We start from the raw sequence: 16,010 nt of genomic DNA on the forward strand, positions 1-16,010 counted from the left end.
TGGTTTATCTTTTTTAACTTGCTGAGCTCTAATTTGAAACGTCTTCTTTTACGGTTATAATTTCTTTAATAAAAACAGGTTTTCCTGCTGTGGAAAATCCTTCCAGCGTTATTTCAAATTTGCCGGATACATCTGAGGTGTAAAATTGTATTTTTGAATTAGCATCACTTAAATTAACGTTAGGGATCCATAGAAGCTGGTGTCTGAAATCAGGAATCCTTTCATTTTTAGTAGTGGTATAATCGGGTTTAAAGTATTCTTTTTTAGGCTGTGGTCTTAAAAGTTCAGGTCGTATGATAAAGCTGCCTTTAAGTTTGGTTTCGTAATCACCGTTTTTAGTGGTAAAGGAAACCACACCGTTAAAAGATTTCGCGCCATAGTAGTAAATTCCTTTTACCACATTGACTTTATAGATGTTTTTTGGGCTGTATTGAAAAAGCTCGGTCAGGTCTTCTATAATCAGTCCGTCTACTATTATTAAAGCGGGTAAGGCAGATTCGTAGTTAGGATCGTAGTCGTAAACGTGAATGGCATAGTTGTTTTTTTCTTTTGAAAAATAGACACCATTTACCACTTCGGTTATGGTTTCTTCCATGGTTGGAAATCGGGTAAAGGCATCCAGTTTATACTCTTTTGATAATTTGTTGTAAAAAGGAATAGTATCGGTAGAAGCTAAGGTGCTGTCTTTTTTAATGTTATAATAGGCGTTTTCGATTTGGGTGGAAATCAGTCTTTCGGAAATGTTTTGTTTGAATTCGGAGTTGAATTGAAACTCCGGAAAGCTTAAATTTGAAAGATTGCTATTTTTAGGTTTGTCCATTTCAATCGTATAATCCTGTTTGTTGTCCTCAAGAATTTGAACGATGACATTTGAACTTGGATTTGGTTTTTCGAGATTGAAAACAAAATTCCCTTCATTGTCTGTTTTTGCAAGCTTTAAAACATAATTTTTGCCTACTATCGAAAGGGCGACTTTTTTGTTTTTAGTTTCTGCACTACTGGATTTTATTTTCCCTGAAATGATTTCACCTCGTAATTCCGGTAATAGAAAATTAGGATTTTTTAATGGTGTTTCCGCATTGTTAGAGGTATTGTTTGCAGCAAGTTCCGCAAAATTTGTTTTCTTTTGAGCAACAAACCCATCTGCTTTTCGTACCGAAAGTACATAATTGCCCTTTGCAAATTCATCAGAACCAGTGTTGATTTGCAGTTCTGCCAAATCTCTGTTTTTATAGGTTTTATTTTTTAAATTAAACGAGATGTTTGTATTGGTTATGCTTGCTGTTGGAACTGTTTCTTTTTGAGAAATGGTATTTAGAGGTTTGTCTTTATAGGGGTTTAAGATGTAAATGTCAATGTTGCAGTATTCGGCAGCCTCTTTGTTTAACATCCAGTTGGTGTACCCTATTAGCTTGTAGTTTCCGGTTTCGAGAGTTGTTGGAATAAAAAAAGCACTGCTGGCAGTTCCATTTTCAAGAAATAATTTATGGGTCAGAATTGTTGTTTTGTTTTTATCGATCAGTTGTAAGTAAGCAACTTTACTATATTTTGATGTTTCGTTTGTTGCTTTATTGATGCAAAAAAGCTGGTAGAATAAAGATTCACCAGTTACATACGAATTGGAGTTTGTACTGATGTAAACAGACTCGTTTAGTTTCTTGTCTATTTCGTTTAGCTCAGTTATGGCATTGTTTTTCTGAGCAAACGAAATTTGCTGAAAACTCATTGCTAAAGCTATGATGGTGATGTATTTTAGTCTATCCAAAATGATGGTTTTACGTTTGATGAAAATGAAGTGCAGTCTCCGCATTCTACGGGATACAATAAGTACTTTGGACTTTCGTCGGGAAAATAAACTCTAATTCCGGAGTTAAGCAGGTCCAGGACTACATTTCCCTGGCATTCCGTTGAAGCACCAAAGCAGTAATTATAGTAAAACTCGTCTGCTTCATTTTCAGGAATCGGGTAGGGACAGTTGTATTGGTATTTAGGAAGCGGTTCCATAGGAAAGAGGTCTTTAAAATTAAAAAAGAGCCTTTTTTCAGAGTAAGAAGACACATTAAAAAAGCCAATCACTTTTTCACCAGGATTGTCAATCGGTTTTATGTTTCCGTAAAAAAATCCGGGCTGGGTTTGTGATAAAATACTTCCTATGTCGGATATATCTTTTAAGGTTTCATAAAAAGTATGAGCAGCAAGATTTTGAACATATTGTTTGACTAAAATGCTGTATCTGTTTCTGATGATCGGGTCTGTGCTGCTAATGAATTTGACAGGGAAATCCGTTACTCTGTCTTCGCTTAGCTGGTTGGTATTGGTCAGGATTAATTCATTCGATTTTTTATCTGAGTAACAAGTTCTGACTTCTGTTGTTCTGTCTTGAAAGACAACCTGTCCTTTTGGATTGGAGCCTGGAGCAAAAAAAACAGCCACGGCTTTTTTAGAATACGCTTTAGGAGCAATTATTTTATAGGTTTCGTCGTATTCATATCTGTAATAGCGGGATTTGTTTGTTGGATCGTTACTGCTTACAGTAATTTCAACCCCTAGTACGCCTTTTTTGGTCACCGTTTTTGCTTCTAGTTTTTCGATCTGAGTCTGTTGTGGCAGTTTCTCTTCATTCGAGACATAACTTCTTCCGTTTTTTGTAAGGATGTGCAACTGATAGGCTCTGTCAGGACTGGCCTGAAACGGATTCAGGGAAACATAAGTTTCATTTTTTTCCTGAAAATCGTATTTATTGCCCTGATCATCTGTTACATATACCACCGCTTTACTTTCAAAGATTGGTTTCTTGCTTTCAAGTTTATAGGTTCTGGACAATTTAATCTGCTGACTTTTTAATTCGTTTGTAATGGTTGCTTCTATTACAAGAGCATCCTCAAATCCATTGGTCTGATAGGAGTAGGGTGTTGTACATCCGAATGTTATCGAGAGGAGTATCGTTATAAGAAATCCAAAGAGTAAGGTCTTTTTCATCACTTTTAAAATTTAAAATTATAAGTAATTGTTGGTATCGGAACAGAAAAAATAGAGGTTTGATAGGCTTTTACCTGCCCTTCTTTTGTTACGAAAAAGATAGAATAAGGATTGTTTCGCCCCAAAACATTGTAAATGGAAATGTTCCAGAAACTATGCGCTAATTTTTTTATTTTATGGTTGCCTTCAATATTTATTCCGATGTCTAATCTGTAATAGTCCGGTATTCTGTATTTGTTTCGATCGCTGTACAGCGTATATTCCGCGCCATTATAATAGTACTTTCCAATAGGATAAGTTATAGGCCTTCCGGTTTGATACACAAAATTTGAAGAAAAGCTATAACGGTGTGTAAATTTGTAATTCAGTACAATGCTTAAGTCATGCGGTTTATCAAAGTTCGTTGGAAAGTACGCTCCGTTGTTTACCTTTTCATCGTTAAATTGACTGTCCAGTTTTATAAAAGTTCTGGAATAGGTGTAGCCAAGCCAGCCGTTAAGCCTTCCGACGGATTTTTTTAGTAAAAATTCGACACCATAAGCTTTTCCATTGCCTTGAAGTAATTCGGTTTCAAGATCTTTGTTTAAGAGCAGGTTTGCTCCAACTTTGTAATCCAGTATGTTTTTAGACGTTTTGTAATATCCTTCAAGGCTTAACTCGATATCTTTATAATCCAGTTTCTTAAAAATACCCAAAGAGTACTGCAATCCGCTTTGAGGTTTAACATTCAAATCCGATAATTTCCAGGTGTCGGTAGGCGATTGTGTCGTGTTATTGGTTAATAAATGGATGTACTGATAGTTTTTATCAAAACCGGCCTTAACAAATAGACTTTCATCAAAGATGTAGCGCAAAGCAACTCTTGGTTCAAAACCTCCATAAGTTGTGATTACTTTGTTATTGCCATACGTTTTTTCTTCTACAACGGTTGAAGGGGTCATAGGTACACCCTCCTGATAAATTTTCTGAGTAGACGCTCCTAAAGCGGCATATAAAGAATATCGTGCTCCAACATCTAACAGCAGCTTCTCGGTGATTTTAAACTTATCTGATAAAAACAAAGCCGACTCCAGTCCTTTTTCATCATCAACTTTTATGGGATTTACGATTGAAGATTCTCCATTTGGATTGAGCTCGCCCGGACTAACTTTGTATAATTTGCTCGTTATTCCGTAAGTCAATTTGTGTTTGCTGTTAAGTTCGCTGTTGAATTTAAGGCTTGCCTGAGTTTCGTTTATTTTGTATTTGAAAATAAAAGATTCAGGATTAACAGATTCATAGTCGATACTGAATTTGTATTCGCTATTAGACACATTAAATTCGCTATTGTTTTTTTCGTTAAAAGCGTGTTTCCATTTCAAAGAAATAAGACGGTTGCTGTATTGGTATAGCGAGTCAGGGGTGATGCTGTACTTGTCTTTGCTATAGTAGGCAGTACCTTCAACGGAATTGTTTTTGTTTATTTTGTGACTGTATTTTGCAAATAAATCATAGAAAGAAGCCTGGCTGTCTTTTAGGTTTTCATCGTCTAAGGTTTTCAGGATCCAGTCAGAATAAGTCGCTCTTCCGCCTACTAATAAACTTGCCTTGCCTTTTACAACCGGAATTGAAGCGGTAAGGTTGCTTGTAACCGGGCCAATACCTCCCTCTCCCGAAAATTTTTCGGTGTTTCCGTTTTTAGAGGTAATATCAAAAACAGACGATAATCTGCCACCGAATTCGGATGGGATACCTCCTTTGTAAATGTCAACTTTATTGATGGTATAAGGGTTAAGCGAAGAGAAAAACCCAAAAAGGTGAGAAGGATTGTATATCGTTCCGTTGTCCAGCAACATCAGGTTTTGATCTTCTTTTCCTCCTCGGACATTAAATCCTGACGAGCCTTCTCCGGCAGTTTTTATACCCGGAATGGTCAGCGCAATTTTCAATACATCTCTTTCTCCAAAAATCAATGGAACTGTTTTTACGCCTTCGGCTTCAATGGTTGTAACTCCTGTGATGGCAGTTCTTATGTTTTGGCTGTTTTTTCCTTTTACAACCACCTCTTTTAATTGATTTACTTTTTCAATTATCGAGAAATCCAACGTACCGTCGCTGTAGATCATTATTTTTCGCGCTGTGTTATTGTACAAGATCGACTCGATTTCGATTGTTGCCAATCCAACGGGTAGTTTTAGACTATAGAATCCCTCGGCATTTGTAACGGTTGTTGCCGTCGAATTTTTTGCTTTTACCGTTATATCGGCTAAAGGTTTTTCGTTTTTCAGGTCGGTGATACGGCCCGAAATGGTGTAGAAATCGGTGTCAGAGTCGATGGTTTCTTTTCCAATTAACGCAATAGGAGCAGCCTGATCGGTTTTGTTTTTTGTAACGGAATCGTACTGTTGAAAAAAGATCGGGGCATTAACGGTTCGACCTTTATCATTCTGAAATTTGTCGTAGATGATACTGTTTTTCGTTAAAATAACTTTGTTTTTGGTGATAAAGAAATTAAGATCGGTGTCTTCAAAAACTTTGTTTAATACCTCTTGTACTGTTTTATTGGTGTACTCTCCGGATATTAAGACGTTAGTGTCGATCCATTCGTTTTGAAAATAGAATTTATAAGTTGTAGAAGCTTCTATTTTTTTTAAAACTTCAACCCGATTGATGTTGCTGTAATTGAGGTTAATTTTTTGATCTTGTGAATAAATGAATTGGTTAAAACCGAAAAATAATAAAAGAAGGGTAAGTATTCTCATTTGGATAATTGCTACGGATTTTAGTTATTTATGTACTTCAGGAGGTTTTTCATAAATAGTGCAGCATCTTCCTTCTTTAAATTTCTATACATAAGATAAAAATCATTTATTTTCCTTTTGTTATCCTGAAACAGTGTTGTGATTTCCTTTTTATCATTTATAGGATAAAATGTATTTTGTTTTAAAAGAATAAATTCATGTTTGGGTACATAACCTATTAAATCGACTTCGGCTTTGTTGATTTTTTTCTTTTCTTTGGAGTGCTTTATGTAAAGAATAATGTTGTTTCCTACCGGAACTTCCTCATAATATCCCTTTCTGAAACTGTCTGAATTAGGGACGTTCAGATTTACAAATTTTTCATTGCCTATGGTAAAGGAGCTAATGTTTTCGGTAAAAAGATTAACCTTAGTGGTGTTTTGCTCCCCGTACGGTTTTATAACCAGTTCATCGGTATACGTATCGTAGTTTAATAATAAATCAGCGTAATTTTGATTATTATACTGCATACTTCCTTTTTTAAAATCTTCGGAAATATAATAACGATTTTGATTGTTGACGGTTTTGTCGAAGTTTAAATGAGCCGGGCCGTTTTCAAATTCTAAAGATTCTACACCCAGGTTTTTGTCAAACCAGTTGTATACTGAGATTTCATTGCTTGTTTGTCCGTAAATGGTGTATGCATTTAAGAATAAGACAAATAAAATTAGGTAGTGGTTTTTTATTTGATTTTTCTTCAAAGGATTGGTTGTTTTGGATATTTTGGTTTATAGCTTCTCAAAAATATCAAAAAAATGTTAATAAGCGCGGTGTTTTTGTTAAATATTAAAGATGTTGATGTTTTTTGACTTAAAAAAGAAGCAATTTATGCAATGTCGATGGAATTTAAGAGTTGTTTTGTCTAAAAATAAAAAAACACCCTGACTTAAAAGATTAAGCAGTAGTGTTTCATTAAAAAAGGGGCAAAAAATATTGTTTAGTCCGAAAAATCGTCTGAGGTGTCTAAGATGTCATCAAAGATTTTCTTAAGTGATTTTATATAGACTGGGAATGCAATGGCTAGCAAGAGATATTCTATTCTGAAAACCGTGATGTCGTCAAGAATTTTGTATAAACAAGGAATGATAAATAGAAGAGAGACAGTTACGCCAACCCAGGGGTTGTTTTTTATTTTTTTTAATATTGATAAAAGCTTCATGTCTGATGGTCTGTTTAATTCAATTCTCATTTACGTTTTATAATTTGGGTTTCTTGGGGTAAAAGTAATTTTGATTTTTGGGAAGGAAATTAAAAATGTCACGAAAGCTGAATTTGTTGTCATGAAATCTTTCGAAGCCTTTGTGGTTGGGAGTATTTCTTTCAAAACAAAAAAAATCCTCCCGGATGGAGAGGATTTGCAGACTTGTTATTTTTTGAGCTTTTGCTGTTACGACAAAATGTTCATCTTTTTTATGAAATCTTTATAGGTGTCGCTTAGATTTATCTTGTGATCGCCTTTTAAAATAATGAGATTATCGGCCAGGATAATTTCTTCTATTTTATTCGTGTTTACAATCGTATTTCGATGTGTTTTGATGAACCTGTTCTTGTCTAACAAATTGCTGATTTTTGTCAATGAAATCAGAATTACAAATTTTTCCTTCTCGGTAATGATGTTGCAATAGCGTTCTTCGACATCAATGTAGAGGATATCGTTTAGTGCTACTTTTTTCAAAGAGTTTTTCTTCTTTATAAACAAGTAGTCATTGCTAATCACGGTATCTTGTTCTTCATTTTGAAAAACATTGGTTTGGGCATAAAACTTTTCGACTGCCATTTCTATGGCATATAGAATTTCCAGTTCGTTAAAAGGTTTTAGCAAAAAACTGAAAGGTTTTGTAAGTTTAGCTCTTTCAAAGATCTGGCGGTCTTGTGAACTGGTTAAAAAGACAAATGGTTTGGAGGCGTTTGGAATAATGTTGATTGATTCGGCAAACGTAATTCCTTCGGGTTTCCCGTCTAAAAAAACATCAATAATAATGATGTCTATCGTATTCTCGTAAAAAAGTTTCAGTGCGTCGGTAAAATTGGTTGCAACTCCTACAATATTATAATTGTTTTGCCGCAGTACCTTACATAGCGCTTCGCTTTGTTCCGGGGTATCTTCTATAATTAAAACATGAATGTTATCCATCGGTGGTTGTTTTTGGGAAAGTCAAAATCATTTTAGTTCCTATATTGAGCTCGCTTTCTATGGCTAGTGTTCCGCCATTTTTTTTGATCATTTGTTTGCACAGCTGCAAACCTAAACCGGTACCTATAATTTCAGAATTATTTTTTTTGGCGAGTAAAGAAGTATTGTCGGTAAGTAATTCTCTGATGGTTTCCGGGCTCATTCCGATTCCGTCGTCCTCAAGGATCAGATCGCAAAAATCAGGATTGGTTTCCCGGGTGTAAAAGCTTATTTTGCCATTTTCATTCGAAAATTTAATCGCATTGTCCAATAAATTACGAAGTACAATTTTTAACGAATCGAGGTCTACGAAGATAAAACTATTTTTTGAAACTAAATTCTCAAAAGTAATGGTTTTGTCCAGTAGCAAAGGTTTGTAATTGTATTCGATTTGCTGCACGATAGAATACAAGTGAACGGATTCTTGGTGAAAGTACAATTGTTTGGTTTGTAACATGGCCCAATGCAGTAAATTATCCAATAAGCTATAGGCGCCGCTTGCAATAGTACTGTTTTGAATAATGAGTTGGTTCAATTCATCATAATTCTTGGTTTCCAATGTTGCCGATAACTTCGCGTTACTTGTTTTGAGCGCATTTACCGACGAGCGCAGATCATGGCTTACAATAGAGAACAGTTGATCTTTGGTCGTATTTAATTGATCGAGTTTGTTTTTTTGAAGTAATATGGTTTTGCCATTTTTTACTTTTTGGGCGTAGAGATACACTCCTGCTGTTAAGATTAGCAATAGACCAACGGCAGCAAAAAAGAAACCGTTACGTTGGGTATTTTTAAGTTTGTTTTCTACTTCAAGTACTTTTATTTGTTTTTGCTTTTGGGCTACAGCGAATTTTTTCTCAAAATCGGCAACTGCCCAAATTTTATTTTGATTGTTGAGGGAGTCTTTCCATTGCTCTGATTCTTTCCTGTATTCTAAGGCTTTTTTAAAATTACCTTTATTTTCTTCAACAACAGCCATGTTTTTTGAAGCGACTCTTTTAGTGTCAAAGTCTTTTATTTTTGTTGAGAGTTTATAAGCTTTTGTGAAGTAAGGAATGGCTTGGTCGTCTTTGTATTGTGAATAATATAAATTGGCAATATTCATATACAATCCAATTAAAGAAATTAAGTCATTTTCTGTTTCTTTTAGTTTCAGACTTTTGAAAAAGTAGTTTTCAGCTTTAAGAAAATCATTAAGATGTAGATAACAAATGCCTAAGTTTTCATATATAATACTTAATTTGTAATCTTGATTATTTGAAAGAGGTTTCTTTTCAGCTTTTTCGAAATGATAAATAGCTTTTTTAAAATCTCTTAGTTCTAAAGAAATTTGCCCAAGGTTTTTATTTATAAAAGGGTAAAGTTTGAAGCTGTTAGATACCAAAAGCATTTCTCTTTGGGCTTCTTTGAATAATCTTTTTTCTCTAAAGCTATATCCTCTGAAAAAGTGGCAATAATCAATTATTTTTTTGTTTTTTGCCACTGCCAAAGCACTAATGGAATAGGTTAGAGTGGAATCCCAATTCTTCTTTATAAAAGATGCTTTTGCTTGTTCGAAATTAATTTCTTTTTCAAATTCTTTACTTTCATCTTCGACTACTTTATTTAATGTCATAATAATTGGTTTTACTTGACAGAAAAGTAAACACGGGAGACTAAGCAGAATTATAGTGATGAAAATATTAATTCTTAGCATGTTGTAAGTTAGCTATATGTGAAATTAAGAAAGAAAAACATCGCTTGATTTGTGACGATCTAAGCGATGTGTGTTCATTTTTTAGTTGCCTACCTTAGTTTCTGTACCTCTAGAGGTTTCAGGGTCTAAATTTCTTAAGTAAGATGTAACGCTCTTAATATTGTTAACTGTATCGGAAATATAATCGATTTCAACATACCAAACATCGTAAGTATCTGGTGTGCTTTCGTCCCAGTCATAATCAAAATAAACTTCGATATTGGTATCATTTTCGATTAGGGTTCCAACCACCGGGCTTTGTGAATCTTTAGAGTTGATGTATACCGTAGCACAGATTTTTAAGGTAAGTACACCCTGATTTCTGTAAAGTTGTGCTGAGGCTAGAGGCGGGATTGGAAAAGTAAGACCGCTTTGGTCTGAAAAGACAAAATCTTGCTCGTTAATTTTTGTGATTTGGGTAATGTTAAAGTACATAATTGTGTTTTAAGGATTACTAATTTGTTTTTTTGGCGTGTTAAAGATATTTTATTTTCCTGTATAAATGTAAGGTTTGTCGTGTTTTTTTGTGATTATTCGGGTATTTGAGGAGATATTTAGTGAAAAATTGCAATAAAAACGAAAAACCCCAATTCAAATACATGAATTGGGGTTTTCTATGAATAAACCTTTAGTAAACTAAGATCTGATTACTCTTTTTTCTCCTCACGTGGAGGTCTTTGTAAAAGTGCTTTTCTTGACACTTTTTCTTTTTTAGTTTTAGGATCTACACCTAAGTATTTCACTTGGAATACATCACCCATGTTTACAACATCAGTAACATTTTCAGTGCGTTCCCATGCTAATTCAGAAACGTGTAATAAAACTTCGTTTCCTGGTGCAGCAGTATATTCTACTACAGCTCCAAAATCTAACATTTTAATTACTTTTACTTCGTAAGCTTCTCCCATTTGCGGTTTGAAAGTGATTGACTTAATTTTTGCCAATACTGCTTCAATTCCGGCAGGATCTGTACCTAAGATTTCGATTACACCTTGTTCGTCAACTTCGTTGATTACAATAGTCGTTCCTGTAGCTTTTTGTAATTCCTGAATTACTTTTCCACCAGGTCCGATCAATGCTCCAATAAAGTTTCCAGGAATAGTTCTGGTAATGATTTTTGGTGCATGTGCTTTCACGTCAGCTCTTGGCGCAGCAATCGTTTCAGTCAGTTTACCTAAAATGTGTAAACGTCCTTCTCTTGCTTGTCCTAAAGCCTGTTCCATAATGTCATAACGTAAACCATCAATTTTGATGTCCATTTGACAAGCGGTAATACCGTCAGCAGTTCCGGTTACTTTAAAGTCCATATCTCCTAAGTGATCTTCATCACCTAAAATATCTGACAATACAGCAAATTTCTCACCGTCAGTAATTAATCCCATAGCGATTCCTGAAACCGGTTTCGTCATTTGAACTCCGGCATCCATTAAAGCCATTGTTCCAGCACAAACGGTTGCCATAGAAGAAGAACCATTAGATTCTAAAACTTCAGAAACAATACGGATAGTGTAAGGACAATCAGCAGGAATCATATTTTTCAAAGCTCTTTGAGCTAAGTTACCGTGACCAACCTCTCTTCTTGAAGTTCCTCTTAGAGGTTTTGCTTCACCAGTTGAGAAAGGAGGGAAGTTGTAGTGTAAATAGAATTTCTCTTCACCTTGTTCAGATGGAGAATCAATTTGGTTTGCTTCTCTTGAAGTTCCAAGAGTTACCGTTGCCAATGCCTGAGTTTCTCCACGTGTAAACAATGAAGATCCGTGAACTCTTGGTAAGTAATCAGTTTCACACCAGATTGGTCTGATATCTGTTGTTTTTCTTCCGTCTAAACGAACACCTAGTTCTAATACTACGTTACGAACAGCTTCTTTGTTTGTTTTGTAGAAATATTTAGAAACTAAATCTCCATCAGCAGCTAATTCTTCTTCTGTAAATAAAGCTTTTACTTCTTCTTTTACTTCAGCAAATGCAGCACCTCTTTCGTGTTTAGCAGAACCAACTTTTGCAATAGCATAGATTTTATCATATGCTGCAGCTTTTACTTTTTTGTAAATTTCTTCGTTTTCTTTCTCACCTTCGTAAGTACGAATTTCTTTTTTACCAAAAGCAGCCTGCAAGCGCAATTGCGCCTGGATTTGTACTTTAATAGCTTCGTGAGCAAACTTAATGGCTTCCACCATTTCAGCTTCTGAAATTTCTTTCATCTCACCTTCGACCATCGCAACAGAATCCAAAGAAGCTCCAATCATCATATCGATGTCAGATTTTTCTAATTCTACTCTGCTTGGGTTGATTACGAATTTTCCATCGATACGTGCAACACGTACTTCAGAAATTAAGTTATAAAATGGAATGTCTGAAACTGCTAATGCTGCAGATGCCGCTAGACCAGCTAAAGCGTCCGGCATAACCTCTTCGTCATGAGACATTAATTGAATCATAACCTGAGTTTCAGCATGGTAATCGTCTGGGAAAAGTGGACGTAAAACACGGTCAACTAATCTCATTGTCAATACTTCGCTATCACTTGGACGAGCTTCTCTCTTGAAGAAACCACCCGGAAAACGACCTGCTGCTGCAAATTTTTCGCGATAATCTACCGTTAATGGTAAAAAATCAACGCCTGGGTTAGAAGTGCGAGCTGAAACTGCTGTCGCAAGAATCATCGTGTCGCCCATTCTTACTACTACAGAACCGTCTGCTTGTTTTGCTAAACGCCCTGTCTCGATTGTGATGCTTCTGCCATCACCTAAATCGATCTTTTCTACAAATAATTGTGGAATCATAATTTTTCCTTATTGGTTATACAATGGGTTTTAGTTGTGTTGTAGTTGTTGTTGTGTGTAGTTATTGTTCTAAAACCCAATGAAAAACCAAACTTTTTTTCTTATAAAATGCTTGTAATGTAAAAACAAAAAGAGGCACTCTCGCACCTCTTTTCTATATTGATTATTTTCTGATATTCAATACTTTGATAATCTCACGATATCTGTTGATCTCTTTCTTTTTCAAGTAGTCCAACAAAGCTCTTCTCTTACCTACTAATAGTACAAGTGAACGCTCAGTGTTATAATCGTGACGATTTTTTTTCAAGTGTTCAGTTAAGTGTGAAATTCTGTAAGTGAACAATGCAATTTGACCTTCTGCGCTTCCAGTGTTTGTTGCACCACCGTGTTGTGCGAAAATCTCTTCTTTCTTTTCTTTAGTTAAATACATTCCAATATTGTTTAATGATTTTTATGTATGTCATACAACTTTTGTAAGACGGGTGCAAAATTAGATTAAAAAAACAAAAAAATCAAACAAAAATAAAAGAATCTCAAAAAGAACAGTAATTTTTGTTTTCGAACAATTTGCGGCCTTATTTGTTTTACTTGTCTGTCACAGTTAAAGGTATAGAGTAATTGACTCTAACAGGGATGCCTCTTTGTTGGCCAGGAATCCAATTTTCATAACTGGTAATGACTCTCATAGCTTCTTCATCCAGGCCATATCCTAGTGATTTTAGTATTTTGGGTTCAGTTATTTTACCATCTTTTTCAATTATAAATTGAATTATTAATCGTCCGCTTATTTTATTTGCAACTGCTTCTTTTGTCTTTGAAAAATTTGTCCCTATGAAATTGTAAAAATCTTGTATTCCCTTTTTAGGTAATGGTCTTGATTCAAGAATATTATATTGTGTTTCTATACCGTTATTATCTGTGCTTTTGCCAGAAATAAATGTTCCTTCTTTGTAAATGTCATCATACTGATGGCCGGTATTTTCATTTATTGTTTTCCATTCGCCATCCTTGAATCCATTTTTTAAGCTTCCTTTTGATGAAAAAGGCTTACCATTTTCTTCATATGTTCCATTTCCATTTATGACCATATGCTTATTGTTAACATCCCAAAAGTCATAAATCTTCATTTCAGAACTAAATCCTTTTTTAGATTCAATATATTCGCCCTTTAATAGAGGATTGCCATTTTCATACCATTCTGAAATACTTCCGTTTAATCTTGATTTAAGATAGTTCTCGATCCTTCTTTTCTTTCCATTTTCGTAGTAGTGGGTGTATTCTCCTTCTCTTGAGTTTCCATCTTTTGTTTTAGAATTCCCTTCCATTTGCAATACTCCGGATTTATAGTAGTTTTTAACCTGATATAAATCTTTGTCGGTGTAATAATCTTTGATTATTGTATAAAAAGCATGGTCTTCTTTTGACGCGTCTTTTCCAATCGAATCACGATAAATGATTTTGTCTGAAGAATTCTGTGAAAAGAGGAATATTGGAAATAATGCTAAAGCAATGAAAATTTTTTTTCTCATAAATTGATTTGGCTAATTGTATTTGAGTTTCTTAGAAAAGCTTGGCAACCTCTTCATTCACGAACTCTAAAAACCTTTCGTCGGCTTCTGTAAACGGATCAATAACATGACTGTCAATATCGATTTGACCAATATTTACGCCGTCAACAAATAAAGGAACTACTATTTCAGATTTTACCGTAAAACTGCAGGCAATATAATTGTCCTGAGCGGCAACATCCGGCACTACAAAATTGGCATTACTTTCGGCTACCTGACCGCAAATCCCTTTTCCGAAAGGAATAACAGTATGATCTGTTTCTGCTCCAACATATGGCCCCAAATGCAGAGTTTTGTTCTCGTGATTGGCAAAATAAAAACCAACCCAGTTGTAGTATTCAATATTTTCGTTCAATAACTGACAGATTGCTAATAATTTTTCGTCTCTAACTAATACTGAATCAGAAACAATAGCGCTTATTTTTGGTTGTAATTCTTGAAATGTCATGATGTTAAAATTTTATACAAAAGTATTTAAAGCTAAACTCAAAAAATACATAAATTTGAAAAAAAATTCCGTTGAAAAAATATTTAGTACAGTTTAAGCCCTTCCTGATTTTTATAAGCACTTTTTTTGCGGCCTATATTGTACTAACCTTGGTGTATAAGTTCTATTTGAACGGTTTCGGACCCAATGAAGTAGATGGAATAACCAATGTTGTGGGGCGAAATGTCGAACAGCTCATGCAATTGTTTCATTGTGAGATCAAAGTTCATAAAAGCCTCACCGATTCGTGGTTAGAAGTTTGGTACAATAAACATTATTCGGTTCGAATCGTTGAAGGCTGCAATGCTGTAAGCGTTATGATTCTGTTTGTTGCGTTTGTATTGGCATTCTCCGGAAAGTTTAAAGCTACTTTGCTGTTTATACTATTTGGAATCTTTTCTATTTATGTTTTAAATGTGGCCAGAATAGCACTATTGGTGGTTTTGTTGTTTCGTTTTCACGAACACAATCATTTTTTACACGGAACTTTGTTTCCTTTAATGATTTACGGTTTCGTTTTTCTTTTGTGGATTGTTTGGGTAAACAAATTTTCGAAGTATGCTAAATAAAATCCTTGAGCACAAATTCAAATTAATAATTGCAATAGCAATTGTACTGTGTTTTGCCGTTATCAGAGCTTTTGAAAATCAACTGTTTTATGATCCTTTTCTGCGTTATTTTGACGGGAATTTTAAAAATTTGCCTTTCCCGGAAGTAGAGACCTTTGCTCTTTTTTGGAATCTGTTACTTCGATACGTCCTGAATGCGATTCTGTCTCTTGTATTAATCTATACCTTGTTTCAGGATCGTGATATGTTTCAATTCAGCCTATTTTTATATGCGTTTTTTGCCGTGCTGCTTCTGGTAATGTTTTTTGTCATTCTCGAATGTTTTCCACAGTGGAACTGGCTTCTTTTTTATGTACGACGATTCATTATTCAACCCATATTTGTGCTGTTATTTATTTCTGCATTTTATTATCAGCAACAAAATTTAAAAAAATAACACTTTATGCGGTCTTTTTTGGTGTCTTTTAAATAATTTTGCAGTATGAAACTAAAAAAGTGCACCGGATTATTTTTAGCCTTCCTGTTGTTGGTCTCCAACATAGGGTTTGCTTTTGATGTGCACTATTGCGGTGGTGAGATTGCTTCGGTTTCGTTAAACACAACAGCCGCCGCTGCGGAAAAGAATTGTTGTGGGGCATCCGAAAAAAAATCATCCTGCTGTAAAGACAAAGTAGTTCATTTTGAGAAAAAATCAGACGATGCTACTTTAAAGTTTTTCTTCTTTCAGCTTGCTTTTCCTCCGGTAATTCAGGAGTATCAGCCAATTGCTTTTCTTGGAATTTCAAATTTCAAAAGCAATCAGGTCATTTCGTATTATACTGATGCGAATGCACCTCCTTTGTTCAAATTATACCATCAATATATTTTTTATTCCTGATTTTAATGTTTAGATCCGGGCCATTTTGGCTTGTGCTATGCTGTTTGTTTATTTCTCCT

The 16,010-nt window shown here is 34.7% G+C and carries 14 protein-coding genes; 3 read left to right on the forward strand and 11 right to left on the reverse strand.

Annotated features, from left to right (window positions below; genetic code table 11):
- Positions 1–28: 28 nt before the first annotated feature.
- From ACN1CN_RS14065 to ACN1CN_RS14115, 11 genes are all read right to left on the reverse strand, one after another.
- A complete protein-coding gene (locus ACN1CN_RS14065) occupies positions 29–1,765 on the reverse strand; it encodes a hypothetical protein (protein WP_419136112.1) in 1,737 nt (578 codons plus the stop codon).
- On the reverse strand, positions 1,753–2,979 hold the full coding sequence (locus ACN1CN_RS14070) for a DUF4249 domain-containing protein (protein ID WP_419136113.1): 1,227 nt from the start codon (positions 2,977–2,979) through the stop codon (positions 1,753–1,755). Before ACN1CN_RS14070 ends, ACN1CN_RS14065 begins: the two co-directional genes overlap by 13 nt.
- A gap of 5 nt (positions 2,980–2,984) precedes the next feature.
- A complete protein-coding gene (locus ACN1CN_RS14075) occupies positions 2,985–5,720 on the reverse strand; it encodes a TonB-dependent receptor (RefSeq protein WP_419136114.1) in 2,736 nt (911 codons plus the stop codon).
- 20 nt (positions 5,721–5,740) lie between these two features.
- Entirely contained in the window at positions 5,741–6,460 is a 720-nt protein-coding gene (locus ACN1CN_RS14080) for a hypothetical protein (RefSeq protein WP_419136115.1), read from the reverse strand.
- Positions 6,461–7,146: 686 nt separating this feature from the next.
- Complete coding sequence (locus tag ACN1CN_RS14085; RefSeq protein ID WP_264526148.1) at positions 7,147–7,893, reverse strand: LytR/AlgR family response regulator transcription factor; 747 nt, start codon at positions 7,891–7,893, stop codon at positions 7,147–7,149.
- Positions 7,886–9,547, reverse strand: a complete 1,662-nt coding sequence (locus ACN1CN_RS14090; RefSeq protein ID WP_419136116.1) for an ATP-binding protein — start codon at positions 9,545–9,547, stop codon at positions 7,886–7,888. Before ACN1CN_RS14090 ends, ACN1CN_RS14085 begins: the two co-directional genes overlap by 8 nt.
- 162 nt (positions 9,548–9,709) lie before the next feature.
- Positions 9,710–10,102: a hypothetical protein gene (locus ACN1CN_RS14095; protein ID WP_264526150.1), complete on the reverse strand. Its 393-nt coding sequence runs from the start codon at positions 10,100–10,102 to the stop codon at positions 9,710–9,712.
- Between the two features lie 212 nt (positions 10,103–10,314).
- Positions 10,315–12,450 carry a polyribonucleotide nucleotidyltransferase gene (locus ACN1CN_RS14100; RefSeq protein WP_291285852.1) on the reverse strand — a complete coding sequence of 712 codons (2,136 nt, stop codon included), beginning with the start codon at positions 12,448–12,450 and terminating at the stop codon, positions 10,315–10,317.
- 163 nt (positions 12,451–12,613) lie between these two features.
- Entirely contained in the window at positions 12,614–12,880 is a 267-nt protein-coding gene (gene rpsO / locus ACN1CN_RS14105; RefSeq protein ID WP_007804772.1) for a 30S ribosomal protein S15, read from the reverse strand.
- A gap of 154 nt (positions 12,881–13,034) precedes the next feature.
- Positions 13,035–13,979 carry a TonB family protein gene (locus ACN1CN_RS14110; protein WP_419136117.1) on the reverse strand — a complete coding sequence of 315 codons (945 nt, stop codon included), beginning with the start codon at positions 13,977–13,979 and terminating at the stop codon, positions 13,035–13,037.
- A gap of 31 nt (positions 13,980–14,010) precedes the next feature.
- Positions 14,011–14,466, reverse strand: coding sequence for a GAF domain-containing protein (locus ACN1CN_RS14115; RefSeq protein ID WP_419136118.1), 456 nt, complete (start codon positions 14,464–14,466; stop codon positions 14,011–14,013).
- A gap of 71 nt (positions 14,467–14,537) precedes the next feature.
- Between ACN1CN_RS14115 and xrtF the strand changes: the two genes are divergently transcribed.
- The 3 genes from xrtF to ACN1CN_RS14130 are packed head-to-tail and all read left to right on the forward strand — an operon-like array spanning position 14,538 to position 15,951.
- Positions 14,538–15,074 (forward strand): exosortase family protein XrtF, encoded by a 537-nt coding sequence (gene xrtF / locus ACN1CN_RS14120; protein ID WP_419136119.1) that lies wholly within the window; start codon positions 14,538–14,540, stop codon positions 15,072–15,074.
- Complete coding sequence (locus ACN1CN_RS14125) at positions 15,064–15,510, forward strand: exosortase F system-associated membrane protein (protein WP_419136120.1); 447 nt, start codon at positions 15,064–15,066, stop codon at positions 15,508–15,510. Before xrtF ends, ACN1CN_RS14125 begins: the two co-directional genes overlap by 11 nt.
- 45 nt (positions 15,511–15,555) lie before the next feature.
- Positions 15,556–15,951: an HYC_CC_PP family protein gene (locus ACN1CN_RS14130; RefSeq protein ID WP_419136121.1), complete on the forward strand. Its 396-nt coding sequence runs from the start codon at positions 15,556–15,558 to the stop codon at positions 15,949–15,951.
- Positions 15,952–16,010: the final 59 nt, after the last annotated feature.

The organism is Flavobacterium sp. T12S277 (assembly GCF_048514875.1).
Classification (GTDB): domain Bacteria; phylum Bacteroidota; class Bacteroidia; order Flavobacteriales; family Flavobacteriaceae; genus Flavobacterium.

What these genes read in the sequence shown, in the direction of transcription:
- ACN1CN_RS14075 (WP_419136114.1), bottom strand. Translation starts at nt 5,720, where the DNA reads ATGAGAATACTTACCCTTCTTTTATTATTTTTCGGTTTTAACCAATTC.
- ACN1CN_RS14070 (WP_419136113.1), bottom strand. Translation starts at nt 2,979, where the DNA reads ATGAAAAAGACCTTACTCTTTGGATTTCTTATAACGATACTCCTCTCG.
- rpsO (WP_007804772.1), bottom strand. Translation starts at nt 12,880, where the DNA reads ATGTATTTAACTAAAGAAAAGAAAGAAGAGATTTTCGCACAACACGGT.
- ACN1CN_RS14100 (WP_291285852.1), bottom strand. Translation starts at nt 12,450, where the DNA reads ATGATTCCACAATTATTTGTAGAAAAGATCGATTTAGGTGATGGCAGA.
- ACN1CN_RS14130 (WP_419136121.1), top strand. Translation starts at nt 15,556, where the DNA reads ATGAAACTAAAAAAGTGCACCGGATTATTTTTAGCCTTCCTGTTGTTG.
- ACN1CN_RS14085 (WP_264526148.1), bottom strand. Translation starts at nt 7,893, where the DNA reads ATGGATAACATTCATGTTTTAATTATAGAAGATACCCCGGAACAAAGC.
- ACN1CN_RS14110 (WP_419136117.1), bottom strand. Translation starts at nt 13,979, where the DNA reads ATGAGAAAAAAAATTTTCATTGCTTTAGCATTATTTCCAATATTCCTC.
- ACN1CN_RS14115 (WP_419136118.1), bottom strand. Translation starts at nt 14,466, where the DNA reads ATGACATTTCAAGAATTACAACCAAAAATAAGCGCTATTGTTTCTGAT.
- ACN1CN_RS14090 (WP_419136116.1), bottom strand. Translation starts at nt 9,547, where the DNA reads ATGACATTAAATAAAGTAGTCGAAGATGAAAGTAAAGAATTTGAAAAA.
- ACN1CN_RS14095 (WP_264526150.1), bottom strand. Translation starts at nt 10,102, where the DNA reads ATGTACTTTAACATTACCCAAATCACAAAAATTAACGAGCAAGATTTT.
- ACN1CN_RS14125 (WP_419136120.1), top strand. Translation starts at nt 15,064, where the DNA reads ATGCTAAATAAAATCCTTGAGCACAAATTCAAATTAATAATTGCAATA.